The organism is Rahnella ecdela, assembly GCF_019049625.1.
GTDB classification, from domain to species: Bacteria; Pseudomonadota; Gammaproteobacteria; order Enterobacterales; family Enterobacteriaceae; genus Rahnella; species Rahnella ecdela.
This window is the reverse complement of record NZ_JAFMOY010000111.1, coordinates 19,330-45,595: the sequence shown is the minus strand read 5'-3', so window position 1 is coordinate 45,595 and position 26,266 is coordinate 19,330. Positions and strand designations below refer to the sequence as shown.

Below are 26,266 nucleotides of genomic sequence, written 5' to 3'. Positions count from 1 at the left end.
AGGATTAACTATGTCAGATTTCATCTCTCCCGGACAAATCAACCCGCCGACCCGTCTGCTGATGGGGCCGGGGCCAATTAACGCCGATCCGCGCGTGTTGCGGGCGATGGCGAGCCAGCTGGTCGGGCAATATGATCCGGTCATGACCGGCTACATGAACGAAGTGATGGCGCTGTACCGCGCGCTGTACAAAACCGAAAACCAGTGGACGTTGCTGATCGACGGCACCTCGCGCGCGGGTATCGAAGCTGTGCTGCTTTCCGGTATCCGTCCGGGCGATAAAGTGCTGGTGCCGGTGTTTGGGCGGTTCGGGCATCTGCTGTGCGAAATCGCCCGCCGCTGTCGTGCCGAAGTGCACACCATCGAAGCGCCGTGGGGGGAAGTGTTTGACCCGCAGCAAATCGAAGATGCGATTAAATCGGTGAAACCACGCTGGTTGCTGACCGTGCAGGGCGATACGTCCACCACCATGTTGCAGCCGCTGGAGCAACTGGGCGAAATCTGCCGCCGTCATGGCGTGCTGTTCTACTCCGATGCCACGGCGTCCTTTGGCGGCAACCCGCTGGAAACTGACGCCTGGGGATTAGACGCCGTATCTGCCGGTTTGCAAAAATGCCTCGGCGGTCCCTCCGGCAGCTCACCGGTGACCATCAGCCCGCGCTTTGAAGAACAAATCCGTCGCCGTAAATGTGTGGAAGAAGGCATCCGTACTGCCGACCACGCCGACGGCGATGAAGAGATGATTTATTCCAACTATTTCGATCTGGGCATGATCATGGATTACTGGGGCCCGGAGCGTCTGAATCACCACACCGAAGCCACCAGCATGCTTTTTGCCGCACGTGAATGCGCCCGCATCATTCTGGAAGAAGGGCTCGATACCGGCATCGCCCGCCATAAACTGCACGGCGGCGCGTTGCTGGCGGGTATTCAGGGCATGGGGCTGGAAGTGTTCGGCGACCTGAATAACCGCATGAACAACGTACTCGGCGTGGTCATTCCTCAGGGCGTTCACGGCGAACAGGTGCGTCAGATGATGCTTAACGATTTCAGCATTGAAATCGGCACGTCATTTGGTCCGCTGGCCGGGAAAATCTGGCGCATCGGTACGATGGGTTACAACGCGCGTAAAGACTGCGTGTTGCAGACGCTGGTGGCGCTGGAAGCCGTGCTTAATCGTCTGGGATTTGCATCGAAATACGGCGCAGGGGCGCAGGCAGCCTGGGATCACTACGCGGGAGGTCAGTAATGGCAGAAGCCTTTACGCTGGCTGCGGTTTCCGACAGCGCAAAACTTGCCGCTGAACGGGTAATGGCGCGCTGCGACGCACTCGCCGCCATCAGTGAAACGCCGGGACAACTCACCCGCGTGTATATCTCACAAGAACATTTACAGGCCAACCATCTGGTGGGGGAATGGATGGCCGCCGCCGGTATGCGCGTCTGGCAGGACAGCGTTGGTAATATTTGCGGACGCTACGAAGGGCTAGACGCTTTGGCACCGGCCATACTGCTCGGTTCGCATCTCGACAGCGTGCGCAATGCGGGGCGTTACGACGGACCGCTCGGCGTGCTGGCCGCGCTGGAAGTGGTGGCACATTTGCATCAGAACGCTATTCGCTTGCCGATGGCTGTGGAAATTGTCGGGTTCTGCGACGAAGAAGGGACGCGTTTTGGCATCACGCTGCTGGGCAGTCGCGGACTGACCGGCACCTGGCCTGCTGACTGGTTGGAACGTCAGGACGCGCAGGGTATTTCTGTGGCGCAGGCCATGCAACATGTCGGGCTGGATCCGCTGAAAATCGGCGCGTCACAGCGTGCGGTCAGCGATTTTTGCGCTTATCTGGAATTGCACATCGAGCAGGGCCCGTGCCTGCAAGCGGCTGATGTGCCGCTCGGTGTGGTCACGGCGATCAACGGCGCGCGTCGTCTTAATTGCGAATTTACCGGTCACGCCGGACATGCCGGAACCGTGCCGATGGGGCGACGTCAGGACGCCCTGACGGCCGCCGCCGAATGGACGCTGGCGATTGAAAGCATCACCACCGCCACCGGCCGCAATCTGGTGGCAACAGTCGGCACGCTGGAATGTCTGCCGGGCGCGGTGAACGTCATTCCGGGGCAGGTCAAATTGTCGCTGGATGTACGCGGGCCGAGCGATGATGATCTCTCTGCGCTGCTGGAAACGCTGCTGGCGAAAGGCAGGGATATCGCAACGCGTCGCGGACTGACTTTCGCCGCCGGGCAGTTTTACGGCATCAGCGCGACGACGTGCAGTGCCGGTTTGCAACACCGTCTGAACCAGAGCGTTCTGCAATTGCAGGGGCAGGCAATGTCACTGCCAAGCGGCGCCGGGCATGACGCGATTGCTATCGCCGAATGCTGGCCGGTGGGCATGTTATTTGTGCGCTGCAAAGACGGTATCAGCCATCATCCCGACGAATCTGTCACCACCCGTGACGTGGCTTACGCGGTGCAGGCGTATATCAATACGGTGCTGAGTTTTGCAGAGGGACATTTATGACCTTTGAAGAATTCAACGCGCTGTCAGAATTCGAAGCTGTGGCTCTGTTGCGCCCGCTGGTGAATATCCCTGCCTGGGCGAAATCGGTCAGTGACGCGCGGCCTTACATTTGTGTGGAAGACGTGCTGCAAAGCGCCGAATCAGCCTGTGAAAACTGGCAGCAGGAAGATATTGCTCAGGCACTGTCGGCGCATCCGCGTATCGGTGAGCGCGCCAGCGGTGCCAGCAAAGAAGCACAGCTTTCCCGCGGCGAACAGGCGACGCTCAATATCAGCCAGCAAACGGTGATTGATGCGCTGCATGAAGGTAATCTGCGATATGAACAGCGCTTCGGGCGGGTATTTCTGATCCGCGCCAAAGGGCGCAGTTCAGAAGAGATCCTCGAAAATTTGCAACGACGTCTGAAGAACTCACCCGACGCCGAATATCAGGAAACTGCTCAGCAGCTAAAAGAAATCACCCTGCTGCGTTTAAAGGAGATATTCCAGCCATGACCCGCATCACCACGCATATTCTCGATACCTCTCTGGGACAGCCTGCTGCCGGCGTACGCGTCTGGCTGGAAAGCCTGGAAGGGCAGAAAATCACGCTCATCAGCGAAGGCCAAACTGATGCCGACGGGCGCGCCGCGAAATTAACGCCGGAACCGGTGGCTTCCGGCCATTACCGGCTATGTGCAGACATTGGCGCGTATTTCATAGCGACGGGGCGCGACACGCTTTATCACTCGGCGATCATTGATGTGATGATCGACGGGGAGCAAGATCATTACCATCTGCCGCTGCTGATCAGTCCGTATTCCTACTCGACCTATCGCGGCAGCTAAGTTTCACGAAATTTAGCCCATCAGCAGGTGCGGATGCTTTAACCGCACGCTTTGGGTCAGTGCCGCGTGGCTGACATCCCGCTCACGGTTGCTCTGACGCACCTGTTGCAGAAACGCCATCAGCAGCGGATTGGGGCGCTCGCGGCGCGACATCAGTTCCGGTTGTCCCTGAACGCCCATAAAGAACGGATGATTATCCAGTTCTACCGCCTGCGCCTGTTCCCCGCTTTCGTCGTAACCCGAAATCAGTAATCCCGAACTTTCCAGTTCTGCCAGTAATTGCGGATTCAGATAGCGGCGCTGGTTATAGCGCAGCGTAAATTCGTCGCCCATTTTATTCGCCAGCAGGCTGCCATTGCGGGTAATAACCGGATGGTTCCCCAGACGCGGCTGCGCGTGTTCGGCGAGCGGCAGACCGGTTTGCAGGCTACCGAGCGTCGACGGGCCGTGCATCACCACGCTGTCCTGTCCCAGCACTTTCTGGCCCAGCGCCGTCACCATCTGATGCATTCCCTGATTGATGCCCAGCACTGGCGTGCGGTTTTCCAGCGCCCAGGCCGCCGTCGCCAGCGGACTGGCCTGATGATCGCCTGACGTTAACGTCGCTCCCGGCAAAATAATGCCATCGACATCAAAAAGCGTGCAGTCGAGCTGACTGCCCAGTAATGCGGCGGTCACATAAACCACGTCAATGTTCATTGCCAGTGCATCGGCGGCGTCTCCCAGTGCAGCGAGCATCGCCGGATAGCTGTCACGCTGCTCGGCAAAATCACCCACCAGCGCCACGCGCAGAGTTTTTCCTGCCCGCATGACCGGCTGTGAAACGGAGCCTAGCGCCCAGCGACCGAAGGTATCGCGCCCCCAGCCGTTACTGCGAATTTTGCCGGTGACACAATCTTCCAGCTGGAATTTATCCTGTTTGCGCACCACGGTCAGTGACTCAATTTCTATGCCGTGTTCCGTGATTTGTGCCGCCAGCCCTGCGGGTAACGGCTCACGCAATGGCACGACGATATCTTCTTTAAGTGCCCGATAAATAAGAGATTCAAGGCCAGTTTCTTCACCCGCACCGCGCCCGGTGAGGCGCTCAAGCCACACCAGTCCGCTGGTCAGTGCGTGCCCCTGCGCCGTGACGTGCTGACGGGCATTCGGGTAACGTTGTGCATCATGACTGACGGGGAAGTGACACAGCGGCAAAGCGCGGAGTTCAGCAAGTATCGCCGCCATCGCGCCGTACAACGCAGGTTCGGGCGTGGAGTGTGCAATAAAGGTGATGGTCATCAGTGGTCCTCTGTCAGATGTTTTTTGCGGGGGTATTGAATGCAAGAATTGATCCACACCGGGATGTCTTTACATGCTCTGACAAAAAGAGGGAGGTCTGTCGCAAACCAGCATTTCGTCACACTTCACTGCTATAAAACGTCACGCTGTTTAGAACGGAACGCGCTAATGTAGCGCCGGTTGTTCTAACACTTCATTCACTAAGGAAGCATCATGTCAGCATCTCTTTATGGCAGTACGGCGGCACAGTTTGTTCGTGGTTTAAAGAATCTTTCAGCATTGCTGGAAAAGGGCGCGGCATGGGCAAAGGAAAACGGAAAATCAGAAGAAGAAGTCCTGAATACCCGTCTGGCTGATGATATGTATCCGCTGGCGCGTCAGGTGCAGATCACCAGCGATATGTCTAAAGGCGCGATTGCCCGTCTTTCCGGCGTTGCCGCACCGGCGATGGAAGACAATGAAGTGACGTTTGCCGAGTTGCAGGAACGTATTGCCAAAACCCTGCGCTTTATCGAAAGCGTGGATGTCGCGAAACTGGAAGGCGATGAATCCCGTGAAATCGTGGTGAAAGGCAAAAATCATGAACTGAAATTTACCGCACACAGTTATGTCACCGTGTTTGCCGTACCGAACTTCTATTTCCACATCACTACGGCCTATAACATCCTGCGTCATCTTGGCGTGAATATTGGCAAGGCGGACTTTATCGGCGGGAACTAACAGAAATGTTTAATCCGGCGTCTACCCTGAGGGTAGACGCCGGAATATGTATATTTTCATTTATTCAGGCTATAAGTGAATCTCTTAATATTCACAGGAATTATGATTAAAGGAAAATAATCCTTAAATCACCTCCTTTTTATTTAATACCCCCGGTGCCACTGCTGGCACAACAGCTTCCATTTTTTAATTAAAGATTAATTTGCCACGATAAAGCCTCTTTAATTCCGGCGTATTTATTCAATGACGTTCGCGAATTACTGATCCTGAATATTTGCACTTAATCTAATGGAAGAATTTACTATGTGTAATTGCAACTGTAATTCATCAAATAATACAGTATTAAAAGCGGGCGAAGTGAATGACGTCACCTATGTTTCTGTCGAAGCTGCCGCCGCCGCTGCGGCAGATCAGGCTATGCAGGCCTATTGTCAGAATACTTTCAGCGTCGGCGGTGTAATGCTCGATGGCACTGGAAAAGTTCTGAATGCGATTCATAATAACGTCGTCATGAATAATAAGACCAACGATCCTACTGCTCACGGTGAAAGACAACTGATTGACTGGTATTACGCGCAGATTGCCCAGGGCGTTGAGCTGCCACCTCCGTCCGAAATTACTATTGTGACCTCACTGGATCCCTGCTGCATGTGTACCGGTTCGATTATTACCGGCGGCTTTAACGTGATTTCTGCGGCTTTCGATACTTATTCTGGTATCAATTACGACACTCTGGCTGATTTCCCCTCGCTTTCTGCCGATCTGGCTCTGGTGGCGCAGGAGACATTCAGCTATCCGGCCGTTAACGGGGATAACTGCTTTTCCCGACCGGCAAGTTCTGCGCCGGTGGCGGAGTTCTTTACGCAAGACGTGATTGATGTGCAGACGCTGGCGTTGTGTGAGTCCATTTTTGACGCCACCCTGACGCAGGTGAAGGCGAGCATTAACTCAGATTTACCCCCGGATCAGTTGAAAGATATCAAAGAATTACCGGCTGATGATCCGATTGTCGTGGCGTTGCAGGCCATCTATCCTGATGCTTTGCAATATACTGCCCCATCACGTGGCGCACCGGACGACGGGCTGGCTCCTTTCCTGATTGAAGCGGCGAATACTGATATTGCTCAGGGGGGTAAAGGCAACTCGGTCGCATTCCTCGATTACTTCGGTAATCTGTTGTTGTGTTTGTCCGGTGACGAAAAAGCTTCATTGATTCAGACGGCGTTTTTACTGGTGACGCGCAATTATGCACAACTGCGCTATAACCTGCGTGATTCTCTCGGTGACGAAAAAGTACTGCCTTATCTCGGTCATCCCAAATACGGCACTTTTGTATTTTCGCATGGTCCGGATGAGTCATCACATAGCCTGATTGAGCTCGGTGCCTACGGTTCAACCATGGAAGGTGCATTGCCTGAGGAGAATCCGAATTCCTTCCAGTATGGTGTGCCGACAATCGCGCAAACCGAACTGGATGCGTATTGTCAGAAACTGCCACCGTTATACAGCTCAGAAATTAAGGTTCATCCGCAACAGGTCGTGGATCAGGGATTGATAGACGCGCTGGAGGCCGGTTTACCGACAGTTTAAAGTCTCTCATCACACGCTGAGTCTTTAGCCGCCTGGAAATTTCACAGGCGGTGTTTTCGTTTTATCAAGTCCTCAGGCGTGACTAACACGAGCTATCCTGACGAAAAGCTGAGTTTCTGGCTGATCAATCATGTAATAAATACGTATCGGCATCGCGCCAGGCAGGGAAGGTTTCGCGGTAATCCTGTAATGCTTCCAGCGACAGTTCGGCGTCGATAATCATCGCTGAACCCGGTTCGGCACGCGCCAGTTCTTCGCCCTGCGGATTAATGATCAGGCTGTCGCCGCTGTAGTAATGGCCGTTATCATCGTGGCCGACGCGGTTGCAACCGGCAACGTACGCCTGATTTTCAATGGCACGGGCAGCAAGCAACGTCTGCCAGTGACGGCTGCGCGGAGCAGGCCAGTTGGCGACGTAAAGTGCCAGGTCGTAATCCTGACGATTGCGGGAATACACCGGGAAACGCAGGTCATAACAGACTTGCGGCAGAATACGCCAGCCTCGCCATTCGACGATTTCACGACGTTTTCCCGGCACATAATAATTGTGCTCACCGGCCATGCGGAACAGGTGACGTTTATCGTAAAAATGCACTTTGCCCTGCGGTTCTACCAGCAGAAAACGGTTCACGGCGCCTTCGGTGGTACTCAGCGCCACACTGCCGCCGATCATTGCCCCGAGTTGCTGTGCCCATTGTTGCAGCCATTGCACTACGCGGGATTCCGGCAGCGCACTGCCCGGTGCCTGCATGGCGAAACCGGTAGTGAACATTTCCGGTAACACAATCAGATCACGGCCGGTCAGCGCACCGAGCAGGCCGTCAAAATGCGCGAGGTTTGCCTCGCCGTCCAGCCATACCAGCGGCTGTTGCAATACGGACAGTTTTAAAGTTGACACAGGCGCTCCGCAGCAGCGTCCAGCGTGGCTTCCTGTTTGGCAAAGCACAGCCGGATCAGTTTATGTGGGAAAGGCGCGGCGCAGAATACCGACATCGGGATCGCCGCGACACCTACATGTTCAGTCAGCCAGTGGCAGAATGCAACGTCGTCTAAATCGGACACGTCACTGTAATCGACCAGCAGGAAATAGGTGCCCTGGCTCGGCATAACCTTCAGGCGGCTGTTCGCCAGTCCCTGCGCCAGACGGTCACGTTTGGCCTGGTAAAAGGCCGGTAATTCCTGCCAGTGTTCCGGCGCTTCCCGCAGCATATCCGCCAGCGCCAGCTGCACCGGTGTGGTGATGGAGAAGGTCAGATACTGGTGAACCTTGCGCAGTTCGGCGCTGATAATCGCCGGTGCGATGCAATAACCCACACGCCAGCCGGTCATGTGGTAGGTCTTGCCGAACGATGACACTGCAATCGCGCGCTGACGTAACTCGGGATGGCGCAGCACGCTGGCGTGGCCTTCCGGTGCGAAACAAATGTGCTCGTACACTTCATCGCTCAGCACGAAAATGTGCTTATCAGCAATAATTTGCCAGAGCTGTTCAACGTCGCTGTTGCTCCAGACGGTGGCCGACGGGTTATGCGGCGTGTTGATGATGACAAGTTTTGTGCGGTCGGTAATCTGATCGGCGAATTCCGCCCAGTTCACCTTGAATTCCGGCGGCTGCAACTGAATGCGCTTCATCACGCCGCCTGCCAGTTCTACCGCCGGGGCGTAGCAGTCATAGCTCGGATCGAAAGCAATCACTTCATCGCCCTTAGACACCAGCGCGGTGATGGCGATATACAGCGACTCCGTCGCGCCCGCCGTGATGGTGATGTCAGTATCGGCGTCGGGCGCATAGCCGTAAATTTGTTCGGTTTTCGCCGCAATCGCTTCACGCAGCGTTGCGGTACCGGTCATCGGGGCGTACTGATTCGCGCCCTGACTGACGTGATATGCCAGACGATCCCGCAGATATTGCGGGCCATCGAAATCAGGAAAACCCTGCGACAGGTTAATCGCATTGTGTTTCTGCGCCAGAGCACTCATTTGGGTGAAAATCGTGGTGCCTAGTGCGGGAAGTTTACTTTCGGGGATCAATGCTGCTGTGCTCATGGCGGGTCAATACTCCTGGACCGTTGACCTGACAGGCGTCAGGTGTGCAAATAGCGATGTTGCTGACAATATAACACGATGTTAATATTTGGCAATCGAGACGCTTAGATGGCTAAATGACAATTCGGTATAAGGCGCTACGCTTTTTATATATTGCATATTTCACCCCAAACTCAGTCCCTCAACGCACCGTTTTTTCAGGATAAAGATGACAGAAAATTTGCAACTGGGCGCGCTGCTGGCGGCGTGTCACTGGATTGGTCAGAAGGGCTGGAGCCCGGCGACGGGCGGCAATATGTCCATCCGGGAAGGCGATGCCCATTGTCTGATCACCGAATCTGGGAAAGACAAAGGATCACTTACCGCAGAAGATTTTCTGCTGGTTGAACTGGAAAGCGGGCTGGCGCCGAGCGGCCGTCGTCCTTCTGCGGAAACCGGCCTGCACACAATGCTGTATTCCCGCTATCCTGAAACAGGCGCGGTGCTGCATACCCATTCGGTCAATTCGACCGTGTTATCGCGGGTAGAGCGCAGCGGCGCGCTGGTGCTGGAAGGCTACGAGATGCAGAAATCGCTCAGCGGCCAGACCTCGCACCTCGATCAGGTGGTGATCCCGATTTTTGACAACAGCCAGGATATTCCTGCGCTGGCGCAGAAAATTATTGCGTCTTCAGAGCACACGCCGTTGCAGTATGGTTTTTTGCTGCGCGGCCACGGGCTGACCTGCTGGGGACGGGATGTGGCCGAAGCGCGCCGCCATCTGGAAGGGCTGGAATTCTTATTCCAGTGTGAACTGCAACGCCGCCTGCTGGAGGCCAAATGATCCGCGCCATCGTCACTGATATTGAAGGCACAACAACGGATATCCGTTTTGTGCACCAGGTGTTATTCCCTTACGCACGCCAGCGTCTGGCCGAGTTTTTACGTCATGAGCATGACCAGCCGGACGTTGCTGCGGCGCTGGATGCTTTACGCGCTGAAATAGACCGGCCACAGGCCAGTGTCGAAGCGCTGATCGAACAGCTTTTTACTTACATGGACAACGATGTGAAATCGACGTCGCTGAAAGTATTGCAGGGCATTATCTGGCGTACCGGTTATGAGAACGGCGATTTTCGCGGACATCTTTATGACGATGTCGCGCCGCAACTGGAAACCTGGAAAGCCGATGGCCTGCAACTTTGCGTCTATTCCTCCGGCTCGGTGGACGCGCAAAAACTGCTGTTTGGCTACAGCGATGCCGGTGATTTAACGCCGCTGTTCAGCGGGTATTTTGATACCCGCGTCGGGGCCAAGCGTGAAACGGAGTCGTATCAGAACATCGCAGAACAACTGATATTGCCGCCACAGGATTTATTATTTTTATCGGACATCCGTCAGGAACTGGACGCCGCGCGTTTAGCGGGCTGGCATACCTGTCAGCTGATCCGTGATGACGCTGACGAACTCAGCAGCCACCTGCAAGTTAATCGTTTTGATCAGATAGCCTTAGAAACATTCTTATAAGAGGGTTGACCATGAGTGCATTGACGATTTTTAGTGACCAGGATCCTTCCGTCGCGGTGTGGGAAAGCCGTGACGGCGACGCTATCGCCGCCGAACTGAGCAAAATTGATGTACGTTTTGAGCGCTGGCAGGCCGACCGTGATTTGGGCGCGAACCCGCAGCCACAGGACGTGATCGCCGCTTATCAGCATGAAATCGACAAGCTGGTCGAAGAGAAGGGCTATCAGAGCTGGGATGTGATCAGCATGCGTCCGGACAACGAACAGCGCGAAGTGCTGCGCACCAAATTCCTTTCCGAACATACTCACGGCGAAGACGAAGTACGTTTCTTCGTCGAAGGCGCCGGGCTTTTCTGTCTGCATCTGAACGGCAAAATTTTCCAGATCCTGTGTGAGAAAAACGATCTGATTTCCGTACCGGCCAACACCCGTCACTGGTTTGATATGGGCGGATCCCCGTCGTTTACCGCGATCCGCGTGTTCGATAATCCCGAAGGATGGGTCGCGCATTTCACCGGCGATAAGATTGCGGATGCGTATCCGAGAATGGGGGAGTAAGGGGCGTCTTTGAAAGGCTTTAAATCTGAATCAAGTTCAAGGTCGTCGGCGTCGGCCCACACCGACCAGAGACCCGGTAACGCTCGGGCCTCTGGACTCCGCGCTTTTTTCACTGCGCGCTGTCGCGGGCACAACGGACATGTTCTGGTGCATTGGTGAGTGGCGCAAATCCAGGTGCTTCGCACTGCCTTCTTTGGGCGGTTTCGGCGCAACCCGATAAGTGATCACGGCAATTGTGAAACCGAAACGTTCACCGTCTGTTTGCGAAGCGTTCAGCGCCTCAGCGCTATGACTTCAGGGATGCCGCGAAGATCCCTTCGCGAACCTGATCCGGCGTCACCACGCCCGCATCCAGCACCCATCCGCTGATCAACTCCGCAGGTGTGACATCAAACGCCGGGTTATAAACCTGCGCGTTGAGTGGTGCCCATTGCACGGAACCAAAACTGCCGGAAACGCCGGTGACTTCGCTCGCTGCACGCTGTTCGATGGGGATCGCGGCACCGTTCGGACAATGCGGATCGTGCGTGGTATGCGGTGCGGCGACGTAAAACGGGATGCCGTGATATTTCGCCAGTACCGCCAGACTGTAAGTGCCGATTTTGTTGGCGACATCGCCGTTGGCGGCAATGCGGTCAGCACCGACCCAGATCGCATCGACGCGTTTTTGTGCCATCAGGCTGGCCGCCATCGAATCGCAAATCAGCTGATAAGGAATACCCAGCTCGCCGAGTTCCCACGCGGTCAGGCGTCCGCCCTGTAACAGCGGACGGGTTTCATCTACCCAAACCTGTTCGACATTGCCTTGTTCATGGGCGCGACGGATAACACCAATTGCTGTACCGACACCCGCCGTTGCCAGCCCGCCGGTGTTGCAATGTGTCAGCAGGCGACTGCCGGGCGTCACCAGCGCAGCACCGTGAGTCGCAATGCTGTCGCACAATGCTTTGTCTTCATCCACCAGACGCAATGCTTCTTCAACTAACGCCTTCACGTAATCGTGTTGTTGCAATGCGGCTTTCATGCGATCGAGATTGTTCATCAGATTCACGGCGGTCGGGCGCGAGGCGCGCAGCGTTTCCAGCGCGTGATGCAGTTCATCCTGCGCCATTCCCCGTTCGGCGAGCAGGGCCAGCAGCAGGCTGGCAGATAATCCAATCAACGGCGCGCCACGCACACGCAGGGTGCGGATGTGATCCACCAGCTCGCTGACATTGCGGCATTCGCGCCAGTCAGATTGTTGCGGCAGGGCTTGCTGATCGAGGATCCACAGCTGGTTTTCACGAATACGTAAACTGGTGGTTGTGAGGCTTTGCATTATTGGTTAAATCCTTGTTGCCCGGTTGCATCTGGTCACTTATTCTGCCAACATGCTGAACGGATGTATAGACGTCTAAACGCTTTAAAGGCTAAAAAAGAATTCGAGAGGTCAGGATGTCGCGCTACTACACATTTACCGCCAACGATGCCGTTGAATATGCCCGTCAGTTTGGCGGCGTGGCAGATCCTCAATCCCTGGTGACCGCCGATGAAATCGGTGACGGAAACCTGAATCTGGTATTTAAGATCCGCGATACTGCGGGTAAAAGCCGGGTGATTGTTAAACAGGCGCTGCCTTATGTACGTTGTGTGGGAGAATCCTGGCCGCTGACGTTAGACCGTGCGCGCATCGAAGCCGAAACCCTGATTATCCACGGTCAGTACTGCCCGCAGCACACCGTCACCGTTTTGCATCATGACGCTGAACTGGCGGTGATGGTGCAGGAAGATTTGTCGGATCATCACATCTGGCGCAGCGAACTGGTGCAGGGGAAATACTATCCGCAGGCTTCTGCCCAGCTGGGGGAATATCTGGCGCAGACCCTGTTCCATACCTCGGATTTCTTCCAGAACGCGCAGACCAAAAAAGCGGAAGTATCACGTTTCACCAATCCTGAATTGTGTCAGATCACCGAAGATCTGTTCTTTACCGATCCGTACATGGATCACGAACGTAATAACTTTGACGCCATATTGCAGCCGGAAGTCGGGGCGCTGCGAGCCGATAAACCGCTGCGACTGGCGGTGGCTGCCCTCAAACATCGTTTCCTGAGCAAAGCCGAAGCTTTGCTGCATGGCGATATTCACAGCGGTTCAATTTTCGTCGCCGAAGGTAAACTGAAAGCTATCGATGCGGAATTTGGCTTTTACGGTCCTGTCGGATTTGATCCGGGTTCCGCGATGGGTAATCTGCTGCTCAACTACTGCGGCCTGCCGGGGCTGGTCGGCGTGCGGGAAGCGGCAGACGGGCGCGAGCAGCGTCTGAAAGATGTGCGCGAACTGTGGCTGAGTTTCTCGGAACGTTTCCTGCAACTGGCGCGGGATAAATCACAGGATCCGACGCTGGCTGAGCCGGGTTATGCAGAGGCTTTCTTGCAGGAAGTCTGGCACGATGCGGTCGGTTACTGCGGCGCGGAGTTGATCCGCCGGACCATCGGGCTGGCGCATGTTGCCGATCTCGATACCATTAGAGATGCCGCAATGCGCGCCGATTGCCAGCGACATGCGCTGAGCCTCGGACAAAAACTCATTCTGACTGCACAACAAATCGGCGATGTGGAGTCACTTATTGCGCGGATCCGTCAGTTCAGCTAATCCTGTAAGATTCTTGTATAATGCCGGCTTCGAGGTGCGTAGGGGTAAACCCGGTGGCATTTCCTCGGTTTACTTTTAACAGGAATACAGAATTATGATGCATAACCATGTCTTGCGCAGCGTGCGCTACATGTTGGATTTAAGCGAAGGCCAGTTGATCGAGATCCTCAAAACGACCGGTACGCCTGTCAGCCCTGAAGTGATGTCGCGTTACCTGAAAAAAGAAGACGAAGAAGGCTACATGGAAGTGCCGGACGAAGTCATGGCGAACTTCCTCAATGGCCTGATCAGTTTCAAACGTGGCAAAGACGATCGCTTCCCGGCACCGGAAGTGGAAAAGCGCCTGACCAACAACATCATGCTGAAAAAACTGCGTGTGGCGTTCGAGCTGAAAACCGAAGACATGATTTCCGTGCTGACTGCGGCAGACTTCAAAGTCTCTGAAGGCGAACTGAGCGCGTTCTTCCGTAAAGAAGGCCACAAGAACTACCGTCCGTGCGGCGATCAGGTGATGCGCTACTTCCTCAAAGGTCTGACGGCTAAAGTTCGCCCGAAAAAGGGTTGAACCCTCAACATGCGCTGAATAAATATTTTTAGCGCAATATATTTGAGATGAATAATAAGCGGGGTGCTTTTAACAAAAGCGCCCCGTTTTACGTTTATTAGTTTTGTGAGGATGAAATTTCGTTATTACAGTTTTACTTCACGTTTCGCCAGTTTATTTTTGACAGCTTATTAAGCATGAATCTATCTTCAATTCTCATTATGAAATCTCTGGGCACTATTTTAATAAAAATAAAACAACGACGTTGATTTTAAAACGGCGGGTTTGTTTTCTATTGGGAAGGACATCTGAAATTATGAGAAAGATTAAAACACTGGCTTTATTAGTGGGGATCGCTGTATCTGGTTCAGCGATGGCGGCAAGTTCCAGTGCCAGTCTCGAGGCCCGTATGGCACTGCTCGAACAGCGCCTTCAACAGGCAGAAGCGCGCGCAGAATCGGCAGAGAAACAAATTCAGCAGCTCACAAAACAGGATGTGAAACGCGAGCAGGAAATAGCCAGTGTGAAACAAGCCGCACCGGTAGAAGTAAAAACTGACGGAATATCGAAAGACAAGGTTTTAACCCTGAATGGTTTTGATAATTTGAAATTATACGGCGATGTAGAATTTAACGTCGACGGAACCAGTCGTAGCGGGCAATTAACGTCAATTCGCACCAATGATAATAAACACTGGAAGTCTGGCACAAATGAACGCTGGGATGTGAATGGCCGTTTATTAATCGGACTTGATGGTTATCGCCGCAATGAAAATGGTCAGTTCTCCGGTTTCTCCGTACAGCCGACCGCCAATTTAAATGGCTCTATGGGCGTGGATGATGCGGCTTTCTTCTTCGGTGAAGAAAAAGACTGGATGGCGAAAGTCGGGCGATTTGAAGCCTACGATATGTTCCCGCTTAATCAGGATACCTTCATCGAATATTCAGGTAATACCGCCAACGATTTGTACGCTGACGGTTACGGATATGTCTACATGATGAAAGAAGGGCGCGGGCGTAGTAACAGCGGCGGCAACATCCTGTTGAACAAAAACATCGGCAACTGGTACTTTGAGCTCAATACCCTGCTTGAAGACGGTACCTCACTGTTCGCCGACAGCAATTATCACGGTAATCATCTGGAACAAGATAAAAACGTTGCTTATCTGCGTCCGGTTATTGCCTGGAAAGGGGATGTCTATTCGGTTGCCGCCGCAATGGAAACCAACGTGGTCGACAACGCTTACGGCTACAAAGATGCGCAGGGCAACACCATAGATCAGTCCAAACGTAATGGTTACGGCATGACCATGACCTGGAACGGGCAGAAAGCTGATCCGGAAAACGGCATTGTGACTAACCTCAGCACCGCATATATGGACGCGACAGATGAAAAAGATTTTACCGTCGGAGCGAATGTGCTGTGGAAAAATCTCGAACTGGGCTACATCTACGCGCATAACAAAATCGAAGATTTCAGTATTGATGGCCTGCGCGCGTCAGATTACAAAGACGACTGGTTTAATGAACCGGGCAGCTACGATATTCACACCATCCATGCCAGCTACCTCATCCCAAATGTCATGGATATGAAGAACTTCAACGTCTATCTCGGTGCCTACATGTCAATGCTTGATGGCGAGAGAACGTACTCAGATGACGACAGTAACGAGAAGAGATACGGCGGGCGCGTTCGCTTCAAATACTTCTTCTGATTACCCGTCATATTTCGCACCGCAAATGCGTTGGCTGTACTCACTCACCCCGGTCGCTTAGTTATCTAAGCTCCCGGGGATTCCTGAGCTTGCCGCCTTTTTGCAGCACGAACTATTTAGGGTAATACGCATGTGTCTTCACAAATAGCAAAAAGCCTGAGTGCGTAAACACTCAGGCTTTTTAATGGGTTAACGGTTAAATCAGGCAGCTTCGGTGTGGCGGGTTTTTGCCTCATCCTTTTTTGCGCTGTCTTCCTCCGCTTTTGGTTTTTGTGCGGCCAGGGCATCCGGTTCGAACTCATCAACATTAATGGAACGCAGACGGCTTTCTTCCGCACGGCTCAGGATACGCGCATCATCAGCACTCAGATGACCGGCATCCAGACCCTTTTGCGCCAGAATATCCAGACGGGTGAACGGGAGTTTTTTGCCCATCGCTTCGCACAGGCGTTTATGTACCGGTTCAGCGGCCAGAATGTCCTGCAACGCTTCTTCCAGCAGTCCGACCGGGTTGTGCTCGCTCGGTTCCAGATACTGACCGCGACCGATGCGACTGCGGGTCGCAGATGGCAGTTGGAGAATACGTGCCAGTTCGTGATCCAGACGGTCAGACGGCGCCGCATGAGACAGTCCCAGCGGGAAGATCACCAGACGCATCACGCCTGCCACGAAACGGTTCGGGAAGTTACGCAGCAAATCGTCTATAGCTACTTCAGCCTGATGCAGACAATCCTGCACGCCCCAGTGAACCAGCGGTAAATCCGCTTCGTGACAGCCTTCTTCGTCATAACGTTTCAGCGTCGCCGTCGCCAGATACATCTGGCTGAGGATATCGCCGAGACGGGCAGAAATACGTTCGCGACGTTTCAGACTGCCGCCGAGCACGCCCATCGACACATCAGACAGCAGCGCCAGGTTAGCGCTCAGGCGGTTGATGTGCTGATAGTAACGCGCGGTTTGATCATTAACCGGCGTATCGCTGGTGCGCCCGCCAGTCAGACCCAGCCAGAAGCTGCGCATTTTATTACTGCCGACGTGGCCAATATGTCCGAACAGCGCACGGTCGAAATCAACCAGATCGTTTTTCTCCGCCGCCGCCATTTCACGCAGAACATACGGATGGCAACGGATTGCGCCCTGTCCGAAGATGATCATGCTGCGGGTCAGAATGTTGGCCCCTTCCACGGTGATCGCAATCGGCGCGCCCTGATAAGAACGGGCCACGAAGTTGCTGGTACCGAGCATAATGCCTTTACCGCCGGTGATATCCATCGCATCCATCACGGCGCGCTGGCCGCGGTGCGTACAGTGATATTTCACGATTGCCGACAGCACAGCCGGTTTTTCGCCGAGCATAATGCCGTTGGTAATCAGCGTTGCGGCGGCGTCCATCACATAAGCGTTACCAGCAATGCGCGCCAGCGGTTCTTCGATACCTTCCATTTTGCCGATAGGCAGTTTGAACTGACGGCGGATATAGGCATATGCACCGGTCGCCAGCGCCAGAGATTTCAGGCTGCCCGTTGAGTTAGACGGCAGGGTAATACCACGACCCACGGACAGACATTCCACCAGCATACGCCAGCCCTGACCGGCCATTTTCGGGCCGCCAATGATGTAGTCAATTGGCACGAAAATATCGTGGCCGCGCGTCGGACCGTTCTGGAATGGCACGTTCAGCGGGAAGTGACGATGACCAATTTCAACACCGGCAGTGTCGGTCGGGATCAGCGCACAGGTTATGCCCAGTTCAGTTTCATTGCCAAGCAGGTGGTCGGGGTCTTTCAGTTTAAACGCCAGACCCAGCACAGTGGCGATAGGAGCCAGCGTGATGTAGCGCTTGTTCCAGGTCAGTCGCATACCGAGAACTTCTTTCCCCTGCCATTGGCCTTTACAGACGATACCGAAATCCGGAATTGCGCCGGCATCAGAACCCGCTTCCGGGCTGGTCAGGGCGAAACAAGGGATTTCCAGACCTTCGGCCAGACGCGGCAGATAGTGGTCTTTCTGCTCTTCCGTACCGTAATGTTGCAGCAGCTCGCCAGGGCCGAGGGAGTTTGGCACGCCGACGGTGATGGCCAGAATACCGGACACACCGGCCAGTTTCTGCAATACACGAGCCTGAGCGTAAGCGGAGAATTCCAGGCCGCCATATTCTTTCTTAATGATCATCGCGAAGAAACGGTGTTCTTTCAGATACGCCCACAGTTCCGGCGGCAAATCGGCCAGCTCATGAGTAATCTGGAAGTCATTCGCCATGCGGCAAGCTTCTTCCACCGGACCATCGATAAAGCGCTGCTCTTCTTCGGTCAGGCGTTGTTCAGGATAATCCTGCAATTTTTTCCAGTCCGGCTTACCGCCAAACAGATCGCCTTCCCACCAGGTGGTCCCGGCTTCAATCGCTTCTTTTTCAGTGCGCGACATTGCAGGCATCACTTTGCGGAAGGTGCGCAGGGCAGGGGCTGAGAACAATGCGCGGCGCAGGGCGGGCACATTGAACGGCAGCAAAATGATTGCCAGCGGCAGTAAAAGCCACAGCGTCCACAGATGAATGACACCCATCGCAGCCGTAAACGCCAGTAAAATCAGGCTGCTGAGGAGAAGGTTGACCTTGTGGTAGAACAACGCACCAAGGATCACGACAAATGCAACAATGCTAAGAACCATCATAGTAAAGCTCCTGAGTAGTAGGAGGTCTGACCTGTTGTAGGGATACAATGGTTTTAGTTCATGCTCATTTCTTTATCAATGTGTTTACATACTAATTACAACACAGCTCACAAACCGGTCGCACGAAGCGTCAAAAACCGAAACTATCGGAATCATTACCGCTTCATTGCTTCTCGCTGTTTCGGCTTTCCGTTAAACTGCTCAGCGGAACGTTTTATTGCTATCGGCCGTGCTGAAACCGGCTGCAAATGGACATAAAAGAGGCTGCTATGTACCAGGATATTATCCGTACTGAACTGAACGAAGCTGCTGACACGCTGAATAAATTCATCAGCGATCCGGCAAATATTGAGTCTATTCAACGTGCAGCCGTGCTGCTGGCTGATTCATTCAAAGCGGGTGGGAAAGTGATTTCCTGCGGTAACGGCGGTTCACACTGTGACGCCATGCATTTCGCGGAAGAACTGACAGGCCGTTACCGCGAAAACCGTCCGGGCTACCCGGCGATTGCCATTTCTGACGTCAGCCACATCTCATGTGTCGGCAACGATTTCGGTTACGACTACATTTTCTCCCGCTATCTGGAAGCGGTTGGCCAGAAAGGCGACGTTCTGCTGGGTATCTCCACTTCCGGTAATTCCGGTAACGTGATCAAAGCTATCGAAGCGGCGCGTGCCAAAGGCATGAAAGTCATTACCCTGACCGGTAAAGACGGCGGCAAAATGGACGGCTCAGCCGACGTGGAAATCCGCGTTCCGCACTTTGGTTTCGCAGACCGCGTGCAGGAAATTCATATTAAAGTCATTCATATCCTGATTCTCTTAATCGAAAAAGAAATGGCAAAATAATTCGCCACACGTTGGTAATGCGGCGTTGAAATCTGGCTCAGAATGCTCATTTACTCTGTGTAAACTCCGCTTCTTCGCCAGATTCCGCCTTGTCTTACCTTAGTGCTGCGCATTATTAAAATAATAATAAGGAGGCTGGTGATGTGCGAGTTGCTCGGGATGAGCGCTAACGTTCCTACTGATATTTGCTTCAGTTTCAGCGGATTAGTGCAGCGCGGAGGCGGGACAGGCCCGCATAAAGACGGCTGGGGCATTACCTTTTATGAAGGTAATGGCTGTCGTACTTTTAAGGATCCGACGCCAAGTTTTAATTCGCCCATTGCCCGCCTTGTTCAGGAATATCCGATCAAATCCTGCGCCGTGATTTCCCATATTCGCCAGGCAAATCGTGGCGAAGTGGCACTGGAAAATACCCATCCGTTTACCCGCGAACTGTGGGGACGCAACTGGACTTACGCGCACAACGGCCAGCTTCGCGGTTACCGCCAGCTGGATACCGGCACGCTGCGACCGGTCGGTCAGACCGACAGCGAATACGCTTTTTGCTGGTTGCTGCACAAACTCACGCAACGTTATCCGCGCCGCCCTGCAAGCTGGCCGCCTGTGTTTCGCTATATTGCGTCGCTGGCTGAAGAGTTAAGGCAGAAAGGGGTGTTTAATATGTTGCTGTCGGACGGCAATTTCGTGATGGCGTACTGCTCGACGAATTTGCACTGGATCACGCGGCGGGCGCCTTTCGGAAAGGCAACGTTGTTGGATCAGGATGTGGAAATTGATTTTCAGCAGCAGACGACACCGAACGATGTCGTCACCGTGATTGCCACGCAACCGCTGACGGCAAACGAAACCTGGAACAAGATCGCCCCAGGTGAGTTCGCATTATTTCATCGGGGCGAACGCCAGCTGTGAAGACAGCGGGGTGTTAGACAACGGCTGCAACACTTCATATTTACCATCACTCACCACGACATTCGGTGGCTGATGGTGTTTTTCAAAGTACGCATATCCCGGCTGCAACTGGCTCCAGAAGCTGTAATAGCTTGAGTTTTTGTGCGCCTTCATGTTGGCATCGGTCATTTTGAACGGATAAATACTGATTTGCAGATTACGCTGTCCGAACTGGAACGCGGCCTGCACATAGGTAAAGATTTCGTCCATATAACCGTCGGTCATTGCATAGCAACCAATAGACTTACAGTTACCGTGGATCATCAGATACTTACCTGAATAACCCTGCGAGATGTCGTAAGCGTTCGGGAAGCCGATGTTAATGGCGCGGTAAAAGCGACTGTCGGGTTTCAGGTGGTGAATATCCACGTTATAGAAACCTTCCGGGCTTTTAAAATCGCCTTCGCGACGTTTATTTCCCAAACCGCCGGAAAAATCGCAGATGCCATAACTGCCGATCAGACGAAATTCTCCGTCGAGCTGTGCATACAATTCGAGTTTACGTTCTTGTTTGAAAATCTGGATATAAACGGGCGCACCCAATAATTGTTTTTTAAGTGCGGCGTTGACCGGAACAGCATCGCTGGCCACGGCGTAATTTGCTGTAAATAAAGGCAAACTGAGGAGCATCGCAAGAAACAGCGCGATTCTGATCATTCTAAATCCTGCTTGGTAATATTTCTGATTATTTTGTCTACAGCTGAACTGCCTGTAAGACCGCCACTGATTTTCTTCTTATCTACTGCCTGTCTGAAACGATGCCATATTAATACTGATTAATTTTTTAGCAATCACCAACTAATCATTTATGCGGCTTTGAATTGTAAAACTATTCCAATGCCATTCCTGGTGATTAATTAAGCGAAATTAACCGATATTTTCTGTGTTTGATATTACGCCATTCAACTGTATACTTATACAGTTATTAGGGGAGGGCTATGCGTAAAATCATTCACGTGGATATGGACTGCTTTTTCGCGGCCGTCGAGATGCGCGATGATCCTTCCCTGCGCGACATTCCTATTGCCATCGGTGGCAGTCGTGACCGCCGTGGTGTCATCAGCACCGCCAATTATCCCGCGCGCAAATTCGGTGTTCACAGTGCTATGCCCACCGGAATGGCCCTGAAACTTTGCCCGCATCTGAAAGTCATTCCCGGCAGAATGGAAGCGTATAAAGAAGCCTCCAACCACATTCGTGAAATCTTCGCGCGTTATACGCCATTGATCGAACCGCTGTCACTCGACGAAGCATATCTGGATGTTTCCGACGCCACCCAATGCAACGGTTCCGCCACTTTGATTGCCGCTGAAATTCGTCAGGCCATTTTCGATGAAATCAATCTCACCGCTTCTGCGGGCATTGCGCCGATCAAATTCCTGGCAAAAATAGCCTCAGACCTGAACAAACCCAACGGCCAGTTTGTGATTACGCCGGACAAGGTCGATACGTTTTTGCAGGATCTTCCGCTGAGTAAAATCCCCGGCGTCGGTAAAGTCACCGCCCAGCGTTTGCAGGAGCAGGGGCTGATCACCTGCGGCGATGTGCAGCGTTATGATCTGGCTAAACTGCTCAAGCGTTTCGGTAAGTTTGGCCGCGTCTTGTGGGAACGTTGTCAGGGGATCGACGAGCGTGAGATTTCTCCCGAGCGGTTGCGTAAATCGGTCGGTGTGGAACGGACGCTGGCGGAAGACATCCACAGCTGGGAAGAATGCGTGGCACTAATTGAACGTTTATATCCCGAATTGCAAACGCGCTTAAGCCGCGTCAGCCCGGATCTGCGCATTGCGCGGCAGGGCGTAAAACTCAAATTCCACGATTTCCAGCAGACCACGCAGGAACACGTCTGGCCGGTGCTGAATAAAGAAGATTTACTGAAAGTCGCGCGTGATACCTGGGAACAACGGCGCGGCGGAAGGGGAGTCAGGCTGGTGGGCTTACATGTGACGTTGCAGGATCCGCAGATAGAGCGGCAACTTCTTCTTCCCTGGGAATAATCCCCGTCATCCTTCAAACTGTCTCTGCGTTGGCTGCCTTCGCAAACCCCGGTCACATACTTGTGTATGCTCCCGGGGATTTACTCAGTTGCCGCGTTACTCGGCAAAGCCTCGCCCCTTTGGGGCCAGCACAAGTGCTGTTCAAAAGGCTAAAGCCTTTTGTGATACAGCCCGAATGATTTAGGGGACTGATCGTGTATTAACCGCGTTCAGGAATTGCTTTCAGCAGAGCCGTCAGCAGTTTCCAGTACAGCTCGACGCTGGCGATTTCAACCTGCTCATCCGGCGAGTGTGGCCCGGTGATGGTTGGCCCGATGGAAACCATGTCCATGTCCGGGTACGGTTTTTTGAACAGACCGCATTCCAGACCTGCATGGATAACCATGATATTCGGGGTTTTGTTGAACAGCGTCTGGTAAGTTTCACGCACCAGCGTCATGACCGGAGAGCTTGGCTCAGGTTTCCAGCCAGGATAGCTGCCTTTTGCCAGACTTTTTGCGCCCGTCAGTTCGCTCAGTGAATTGAGCATGCTGACCACATATTCTTTACCGCTGTCGATAAGAGAACGGATCAGGCTATTGATCGCCACTTCGTCATCTTTCATGGTGACAACACCGACGTTCAGGGAGGTTTCTACCACGCCTTTCACGTCATCGCTCATGCGGATCACGCCGTTTGGCGTTGCGTTCAGCAAGGCAATGAATTTGCCCTGAGATTCAGCAGTCAGCGCTTTCGCTGCGCTTTCAGCCGGCTCCACAACCAGAGCAATTTTCTTCTCTACTGCAGACAGTTCGAACTGAATCGTTGCCAGGAATTCCTGTGCAGCCGCTTTCAGTGCATCTGCTTTATCCGCGGCAACGGCCAACGTCACAATCGCTTCACGTGGGATGGCGTTACGCAGTGTGCCGCCGGCGAAGTCCAGCACGCGCAGGCCAAGGGTTTCGGCGTTATCAGCCAGGAAACGCGCCAGCAGTTTGCTTGCGTTGCCCAGACCTAAGTGGATTTCAGCGCCGGAGTGGCCGCCTTTCAGGCCTTTCAGGGTCAGTTTCAGCGTAGTGAAACCGGCCGGTACCACTTCACGGCTCAATGGCAGTGTGGCAGTAAAATCAATCCCGCCGGCGCAACCCATGTAGATTTCGCCTTCGGTTTCTGAATCTGTGTTGATCAGGATTTCAGACTGTAACCAGTTCGGTTGCAGGCCGAATGCGCCCGCCATACCGGTTTCTTCGGTCATGGTCAGCAGCACTTCCAGCGGGCCGTGTTCTACGCTGTCATCAGCCAGAACTGCCAGCGCGGACGCCATACCGATGCCGTTGTCAGAACCCAGCGTGGTACCGCGGGCTTTTACCCAACCGTCTTCGATAAACGGCTGGATCGGATCTTTAGTGAAATCATGAACGGTATCGTTGTTTTTCTGCGGCACCATATCGAGGTGCGCCTGCAGGGCAACGGCTTTGCGGTTTTCCATGCCTTTTGTGGCCGGTTTGCGCAGCAAAATGTTGCCGACTTCATCACGCTCAGCGTGGATACCCTTTTCCTGTGCCCATTCAACGATGTGTTTTGCCAGTTCTTCTTCATGGTAAGAAGGGTGCGGAATTGAACAAATTTTGGCAAAAATATCCCACAACGGTTGTGGCGAAAGCTGAGACAGTTCAGACACTATAAGTCTCCTGTAACAGTCAGCTCATTCAGGCTCCATTTGCAGGCGAACTGATTGAGATGCTGTAGGTTTAAGGTTAAGTAATCCCCGCCAGACTGTGTGGCGAGTGGCCTGACAGAATATCACTTAATCTTAACCTGTGCGCGGGCGCCGGGATAAATTCCGGGATATTTAGGCCGCCGGGGCCAGATAATTGCTGGTTTTTGTGAGACGGACTCACTATAATCTCGCGCAACCTTTTTTCCCCCCAATACATTTTTAGAAGCCGTTAATTCACTGGCTGGGACACCTTTATGAGCGAAAAATACGTTGTAACCTGGGACATGCTGCAAATCCACGCCCGCACTATGGCTAAACGCCTGCTGCCGGCAGAACAATGGAAAGGCATTATTGCAGTCAGCCGTGGTGGCCTGGTTCCTGCAGCGTTGCTGGCTCGCGAGCTGTGCATCCGTCACGTGGATACCGTGTGTATCTCCAGCTACGACCATGATAATCAGCGCGAAATGCATGTGCTGAAACGCGCAGAAGGCGACGGCGAAGGCTTTATCGTCATCGACGATCTGGTTGATACCGGCGGCACCGCGAAAGCTATCCGCGAAATGTATCCGAAAGCACATTTTATCACGATCTTCGCTAAACCAGCCGGCGCGCCGCTGGTCGATGATTACGTGATCGACATCCCGCAGAACACCTGGATCGAACAGCCGTGGGATATGGGCGTCGTGTTTGTTCCTCCTTTAGTGGGAAAATGATCCCCTGCACTTTATAAAAGACGCCTGGCTTATTGCCGGGCGTTTTGCTTTTGTTGACTTGAAATCCTTTCCGCTTGACCTCACTCCTGTCTTGTCGCAACGTGGGCGGGTTATAATCCCGTCCAGAAAGGGTTGCCTGCGGGCGACCTGCTGCTTGCTAACGGAGGATCATGCATTATGGCTCCAGCCAACCTTACGGAAAAACTGTTTAAACCTTCCTTTAAATACCCGGAAACTTCGACGCTGGTTCGTCGCGTTCATCATCATAATACGCACCCGCCGATGCATACTGCGCTGGAAGGCGATACGGTAAATTGCTGGTACAGAACCATTAACCGTCTGATGTGGATGTGGCGGGGTGTTGATCCATTAGAAGTCGAAGAAGTGCTTTCGCGCATCGCGGTTTCTAAAGCTGAGCACAGCGATCCGCTGCTTCTGGACACAGTGATTGGCTACCGTAACGGTAACTGGGTTTACGAATGGTCCAATCAGGCGATGGCGTGGCAGCAAAAAGCTGCAGAAGAAAAAGATCCGAACCTGGCCAGCGAATACTGGCTGAAGGCGGCGAACCTTTACAGCATCGCCGGATATCCCCATCTCAAAGGCGATACGCTGGCAGAACAGTCAGAAGCGCTGGCCAATAAAGCGTTCGAAAAATCGTCAGAACATTCGCCGTATACTCTCAAAGAGATCGACTTCAAAATTCCGGGCGGAGCGCCGATCACCGGTTTTCTGCACCTGCCGAACGAAGGCAAAGCACCGTTCCCGACCGTGATGGTGTGTGGCGGTCTGGATACGTTACAAAGTGACCATCAGCGCCTGTTCCGTTCTTATCTCGCACCGATGGGTATTGCGATGCTGACTATCGACATGCCGTCGATCGGATTTTCGTCGAAGTGGAAACTCACTCAGGACACCAGCTTCCTGCATCAGCAGGTATTGCATCAGCTTTCCGATGTTCCCTGGATCGATGCCAGCCGCGTCAGCCTGCTGGGTTATCGTTTTGGGGCGAACGTCGCCGTGCGTCTGGCCTATCTCGAGCCACGCCGTGTCTGTGCGGTCGCCACGTTAGGCGCGCTGGTGCATTCCCTGCTGAGCGACCCGAAATGTCAGGAACAGGTTCCCGATATGTATATGGATGTGCTGGCGAGCCGTCTCGGGATGTCCAGCGCGTCGGATTCTGCACTTAAAACCGAACTTAATCGATATTCTCTGAAAATGCAGGGGCTGCTCGGGCGCAGAACGCCGACGCCAATGCTGGCCGCATACTGGGAAAACGACATCTTCAGTCCGAAGGCCGAAGCCAAGTTGATTGCGGATTCCTCATCGGAAGGCAAGCTTTTAGCCATTCAGAGCGAGCCACTTTACGAGCATTTTGATCGCGCATTGCACGAGATTTGTGAGTGGTTGCAAAAGCATATGCGTTAACTTAACGGTTGCTAATTCCTAA

24 protein-coding genes are annotated in these 26,266 nt (G+C 53.5%); 17 read left to right on the top strand and 7 right to left on the bottom strand.

Features of this window, described 5'->3' with window-relative positions; translation table 11 throughout:
- Positions 1–10 precede the first annotated feature (10 nt).
- The 4 genes from J1784_RS04685 to uraH are packed head-to-tail and all read left to right on the top strand — an operon-like array spanning position 11 to position 3,349.
- Entirely contained in the window at positions 11–1,249 is a 1,239-nt protein-coding gene (locus J1784_RS04685) for a pyridoxal-phosphate-dependent aminotransferase family protein (protein ID WP_217148234.1), read from the top strand.
- Positions 1,249–2,523: an allantoate amidohydrolase gene (gene hpxK, locus J1784_RS04680; protein WP_217148233.1), complete on the top strand. Its 1,275-nt coding sequence runs from the start codon at positions 1,249–1,251 to the stop codon at positions 2,521–2,523. The genes J1784_RS04685 and hpxK overlap by 1 nt, the downstream gene beginning before the upstream one ends.
- Positions 2,520–3,017, top strand: coding sequence for a 2-oxo-4-hydroxy-4-carboxy-5-ureidoimidazoline decarboxylase (uraD, locus tag J1784_RS04675; protein WP_217148232.1), 498 nt, complete (start codon positions 2,520–2,522; stop codon positions 3,015–3,017). The genes hpxK and uraD overlap by 4 nt, the downstream gene beginning before the upstream one ends.
- The gene (gene uraH / locus J1784_RS04670; RefSeq protein WP_217148231.1) at positions 3,014–3,349 is read left to right on the top strand and encodes a hydroxyisourate hydrolase; all 336 of its coding nucleotides are present in this window, start codon (positions 3,014–3,016) and stop codon (positions 3,347–3,349) included. The genes uraD and uraH overlap by 4 nt, the downstream gene beginning before the upstream one ends.
- 12 nt (positions 3,350–3,361) lie before the next feature.
- Here the strand turns inward: uraH and J1784_RS04665 are convergent, their stop codons facing one another.
- Entirely contained in the window at positions 3,362–4,630 is a 1,269-nt protein-coding gene (locus tag J1784_RS04665) for a glutamine amidotransferase-related protein (protein WP_217148230.1), read from the bottom strand.
- Positions 4,631–4,843: 213 nt separating this feature from the next.
- On the opposite strand from J1784_RS04665, the gene J1784_RS04660 reads away from it, so the two are divergent.
- Together J1784_RS04660 and J1784_RS04655 are read left to right on the top strand one after the other, a co-directional pair.
- Positions 4,844–5,350, top strand: a complete 507-nt coding sequence (locus J1784_RS04660) for a DUF1993 domain-containing protein (protein ID WP_217148229.1) — start codon at positions 4,844–4,846, stop codon at positions 5,348–5,350.
- Positions 5,351–5,707: 357 nt separating this feature from the next.
- Entirely contained in the window at positions 5,708–6,940 is a 1,233-nt protein-coding gene (locus J1784_RS04655; RefSeq protein WP_338019897.1) for a nucleoside deaminase, read from the top strand.
- A gap of 124 nt (positions 6,941–7,064) precedes the next feature.
- Here J1784_RS04655 and J1784_RS04650 read toward each other — a convergent pair whose 3' ends face one another.
- Together J1784_RS04650 and J1784_RS04645 are read right to left on the bottom strand one after the other, a co-directional pair.
- Entirely contained in the window at positions 7,065–7,838 is a 774-nt protein-coding gene (locus J1784_RS04650; RefSeq protein ID WP_217148227.1) for an amidohydrolase, read from the bottom strand.
- Complete coding sequence (locus tag J1784_RS04645; protein ID WP_217148226.1) at positions 7,826–8,986, bottom strand: pyridoxal phosphate-dependent aminotransferase; 1,161 nt, start codon at positions 8,984–8,986, stop codon at positions 7,826–7,828. Before J1784_RS04645 ends, J1784_RS04650 begins: the two co-directional genes overlap by 13 nt.
- A gap of 208 nt (positions 8,987–9,194) precedes the next feature.
- Between J1784_RS04645 and J1784_RS04640 the strand changes: the two genes are divergently transcribed.
- The 3 genes from J1784_RS04640 to J1784_RS04630 are packed head-to-tail and all read left to right on the top strand — an operon-like array spanning position 9,195 to position 11,049.
- Positions 9,195–9,809, top strand: a complete 615-nt coding sequence (locus tag J1784_RS04640) for a methylthioribulose 1-phosphate dehydratase (protein ID WP_217148225.1) — start codon at positions 9,195–9,197, stop codon at positions 9,807–9,809.
- Positions 9,806–10,492 (top strand): acireductone synthase, encoded by a 687-nt coding sequence (gene mtnC / locus J1784_RS04635; protein ID WP_217148224.1) that lies wholly within the window; start codon positions 9,806–9,808, stop codon positions 10,490–10,492. The genes J1784_RS04640 and mtnC overlap by 4 nt, the downstream gene beginning before the upstream one ends.
- Before the next feature lie 11 nt (positions 10,493–10,503).
- Positions 10,504–11,049, top strand: coding sequence for a 1,2-dihydroxy-3-keto-5-methylthiopentene dioxygenase (locus J1784_RS04630; protein WP_217148223.1), 546 nt, complete (start codon positions 10,504–10,506; stop codon positions 11,047–11,049).
- Between the two features lie 286 nt (positions 11,050–11,335).
- Here the strand turns inward: J1784_RS04630 and mtnA are convergent, their stop codons facing one another.
- A complete protein-coding gene (gene mtnA / locus J1784_RS04625; protein WP_217148222.1) occupies positions 11,336–12,367 on the bottom strand; it encodes an S-methyl-5-thioribose-1-phosphate isomerase in 1,032 nt (343 codons plus the stop codon).
- 116 nt (positions 12,368–12,483) lie between these two features.
- Between mtnA and mtnK the strand changes: the two genes are divergently transcribed.
- The 3 genes from mtnK to J1784_RS04610 all read left to right on the top strand — a co-directional run bounded on the left by mtnK (position 12,484) and on the right by J1784_RS04610 (position 15,941).
- Positions 12,484–13,683, top strand: coding sequence for an S-methyl-5-thioribose kinase (gene mtnK / locus J1784_RS04620; RefSeq protein ID WP_217148221.1), 1,200 nt, complete (start codon positions 12,484–12,486; stop codon positions 13,681–13,683).
- Between the two features lie 94 nt (positions 13,684–13,777).
- The gene (locus J1784_RS04615; protein ID WP_120507371.1) at positions 13,778–14,248 is read left to right on the top strand and encodes a YehS family protein; all 471 of its coding nucleotides are present in this window, start codon (positions 13,778–13,780) and stop codon (positions 14,246–14,248) included.
- A 295-nt stretch (positions 14,249–14,543) separates the two neighbouring features.
- Positions 14,544–15,941, top strand: coding sequence for a carbohydrate porin (locus J1784_RS04610; RefSeq protein WP_217148220.1), 1,398 nt, complete (start codon positions 14,544–14,546; stop codon positions 15,939–15,941).
- Positions 15,942–16,142: 201 nt separating this feature from the next.
- On the opposite strand, the gene fadE is transcribed toward J1784_RS04610, so the two are convergent.
- Positions 16,143–18,611 carry an acyl-CoA dehydrogenase FadE gene (gene fadE / locus J1784_RS04605; RefSeq protein WP_217148219.1) on the bottom strand — a complete coding sequence of 823 codons (2,469 nt, stop codon included), beginning with the start codon at positions 18,609–18,611 and terminating at the stop codon, positions 16,143–16,145.
- Positions 18,612–18,880: 269 nt separating this feature from the next.
- Between fadE and lpcA the strand changes: the two genes are divergently transcribed.
- Together lpcA and J1784_RS04595 are read left to right on the top strand one after the other, a co-directional pair.
- On the top strand, positions 18,881–19,459 hold the full coding sequence (gene lpcA / locus J1784_RS04600; protein WP_217148218.1) for a D-sedoheptulose 7-phosphate isomerase: 579 nt from the start codon (positions 18,881–18,883) through the stop codon (positions 19,457–19,459).
- A gap of 141 nt (positions 19,460–19,600) precedes the next feature.
- The gene (locus tag J1784_RS04595) at positions 19,601–20,368 is read left to right on the top strand and encodes a class II glutamine amidotransferase (protein ID WP_217148217.1); all 768 of its coding nucleotides are present in this window, start codon (positions 19,601–19,603) and stop codon (positions 20,366–20,368) included.
- Here the strand turns inward: J1784_RS04595 and dpaA are convergent.
- Positions 20,339–21,064 (bottom strand): peptidoglycan meso-diaminopimelic acid protein amidase, encoded by a 726-nt coding sequence (dpaA, locus tag J1784_RS04590; protein ID WP_217148216.1) that lies wholly within the window; start codon positions 21,062–21,064, stop codon positions 20,339–20,341. The genes J1784_RS04595 and dpaA overlap by 30 nt on opposite strands.
- 281 nt (positions 21,065–21,345) lie before the next feature.
- On the opposite strand from dpaA, the gene dinB reads away from it, so the two are divergent.
- The gene (gene dinB, locus J1784_RS04585; RefSeq protein ID WP_217148215.1) at positions 21,346–22,404 is read left to right on the top strand and encodes a DNA polymerase IV; all 1,059 of its coding nucleotides are present in this window, start codon (positions 21,346–21,348) and stop codon (positions 22,402–22,404) included.
- A 199-nt stretch (positions 22,405–22,603) separates the two neighbouring features.
- On the opposite strand, the gene pepD is transcribed toward dinB, so the two are convergent.
- Positions 22,604–24,064 (bottom strand): beta-Ala-His dipeptidase, encoded by a 1,461-nt coding sequence (gene pepD, locus J1784_RS04580; protein ID WP_217148214.1) that lies wholly within the window; start codon positions 24,062–24,064, stop codon positions 22,604–22,606.
- A 293-nt stretch (positions 24,065–24,357) separates the two neighbouring features.
- Between pepD and gpt the strand changes: the two genes are divergently transcribed.
- Together gpt and frsA are read left to right on the top strand one after the other, a co-directional pair.
- Positions 24,358–24,816: a xanthine phosphoribosyltransferase gene (gene gpt / locus J1784_RS04575; RefSeq protein ID WP_120131793.1), complete on the top strand. Its 459-nt coding sequence runs from the start codon at positions 24,358–24,360 to the stop codon at positions 24,814–24,816.
- Positions 24,817–24,993: 177 nt separating this feature from the next.
- A complete protein-coding gene (frsA, locus tag J1784_RS04570; protein WP_217148213.1) occupies positions 24,994–26,244 on the top strand; it encodes an esterase FrsA in 1,251 nt (416 codons plus the stop codon).
- Positions 26,245–26,266: the final 22 nt, after the last annotated feature.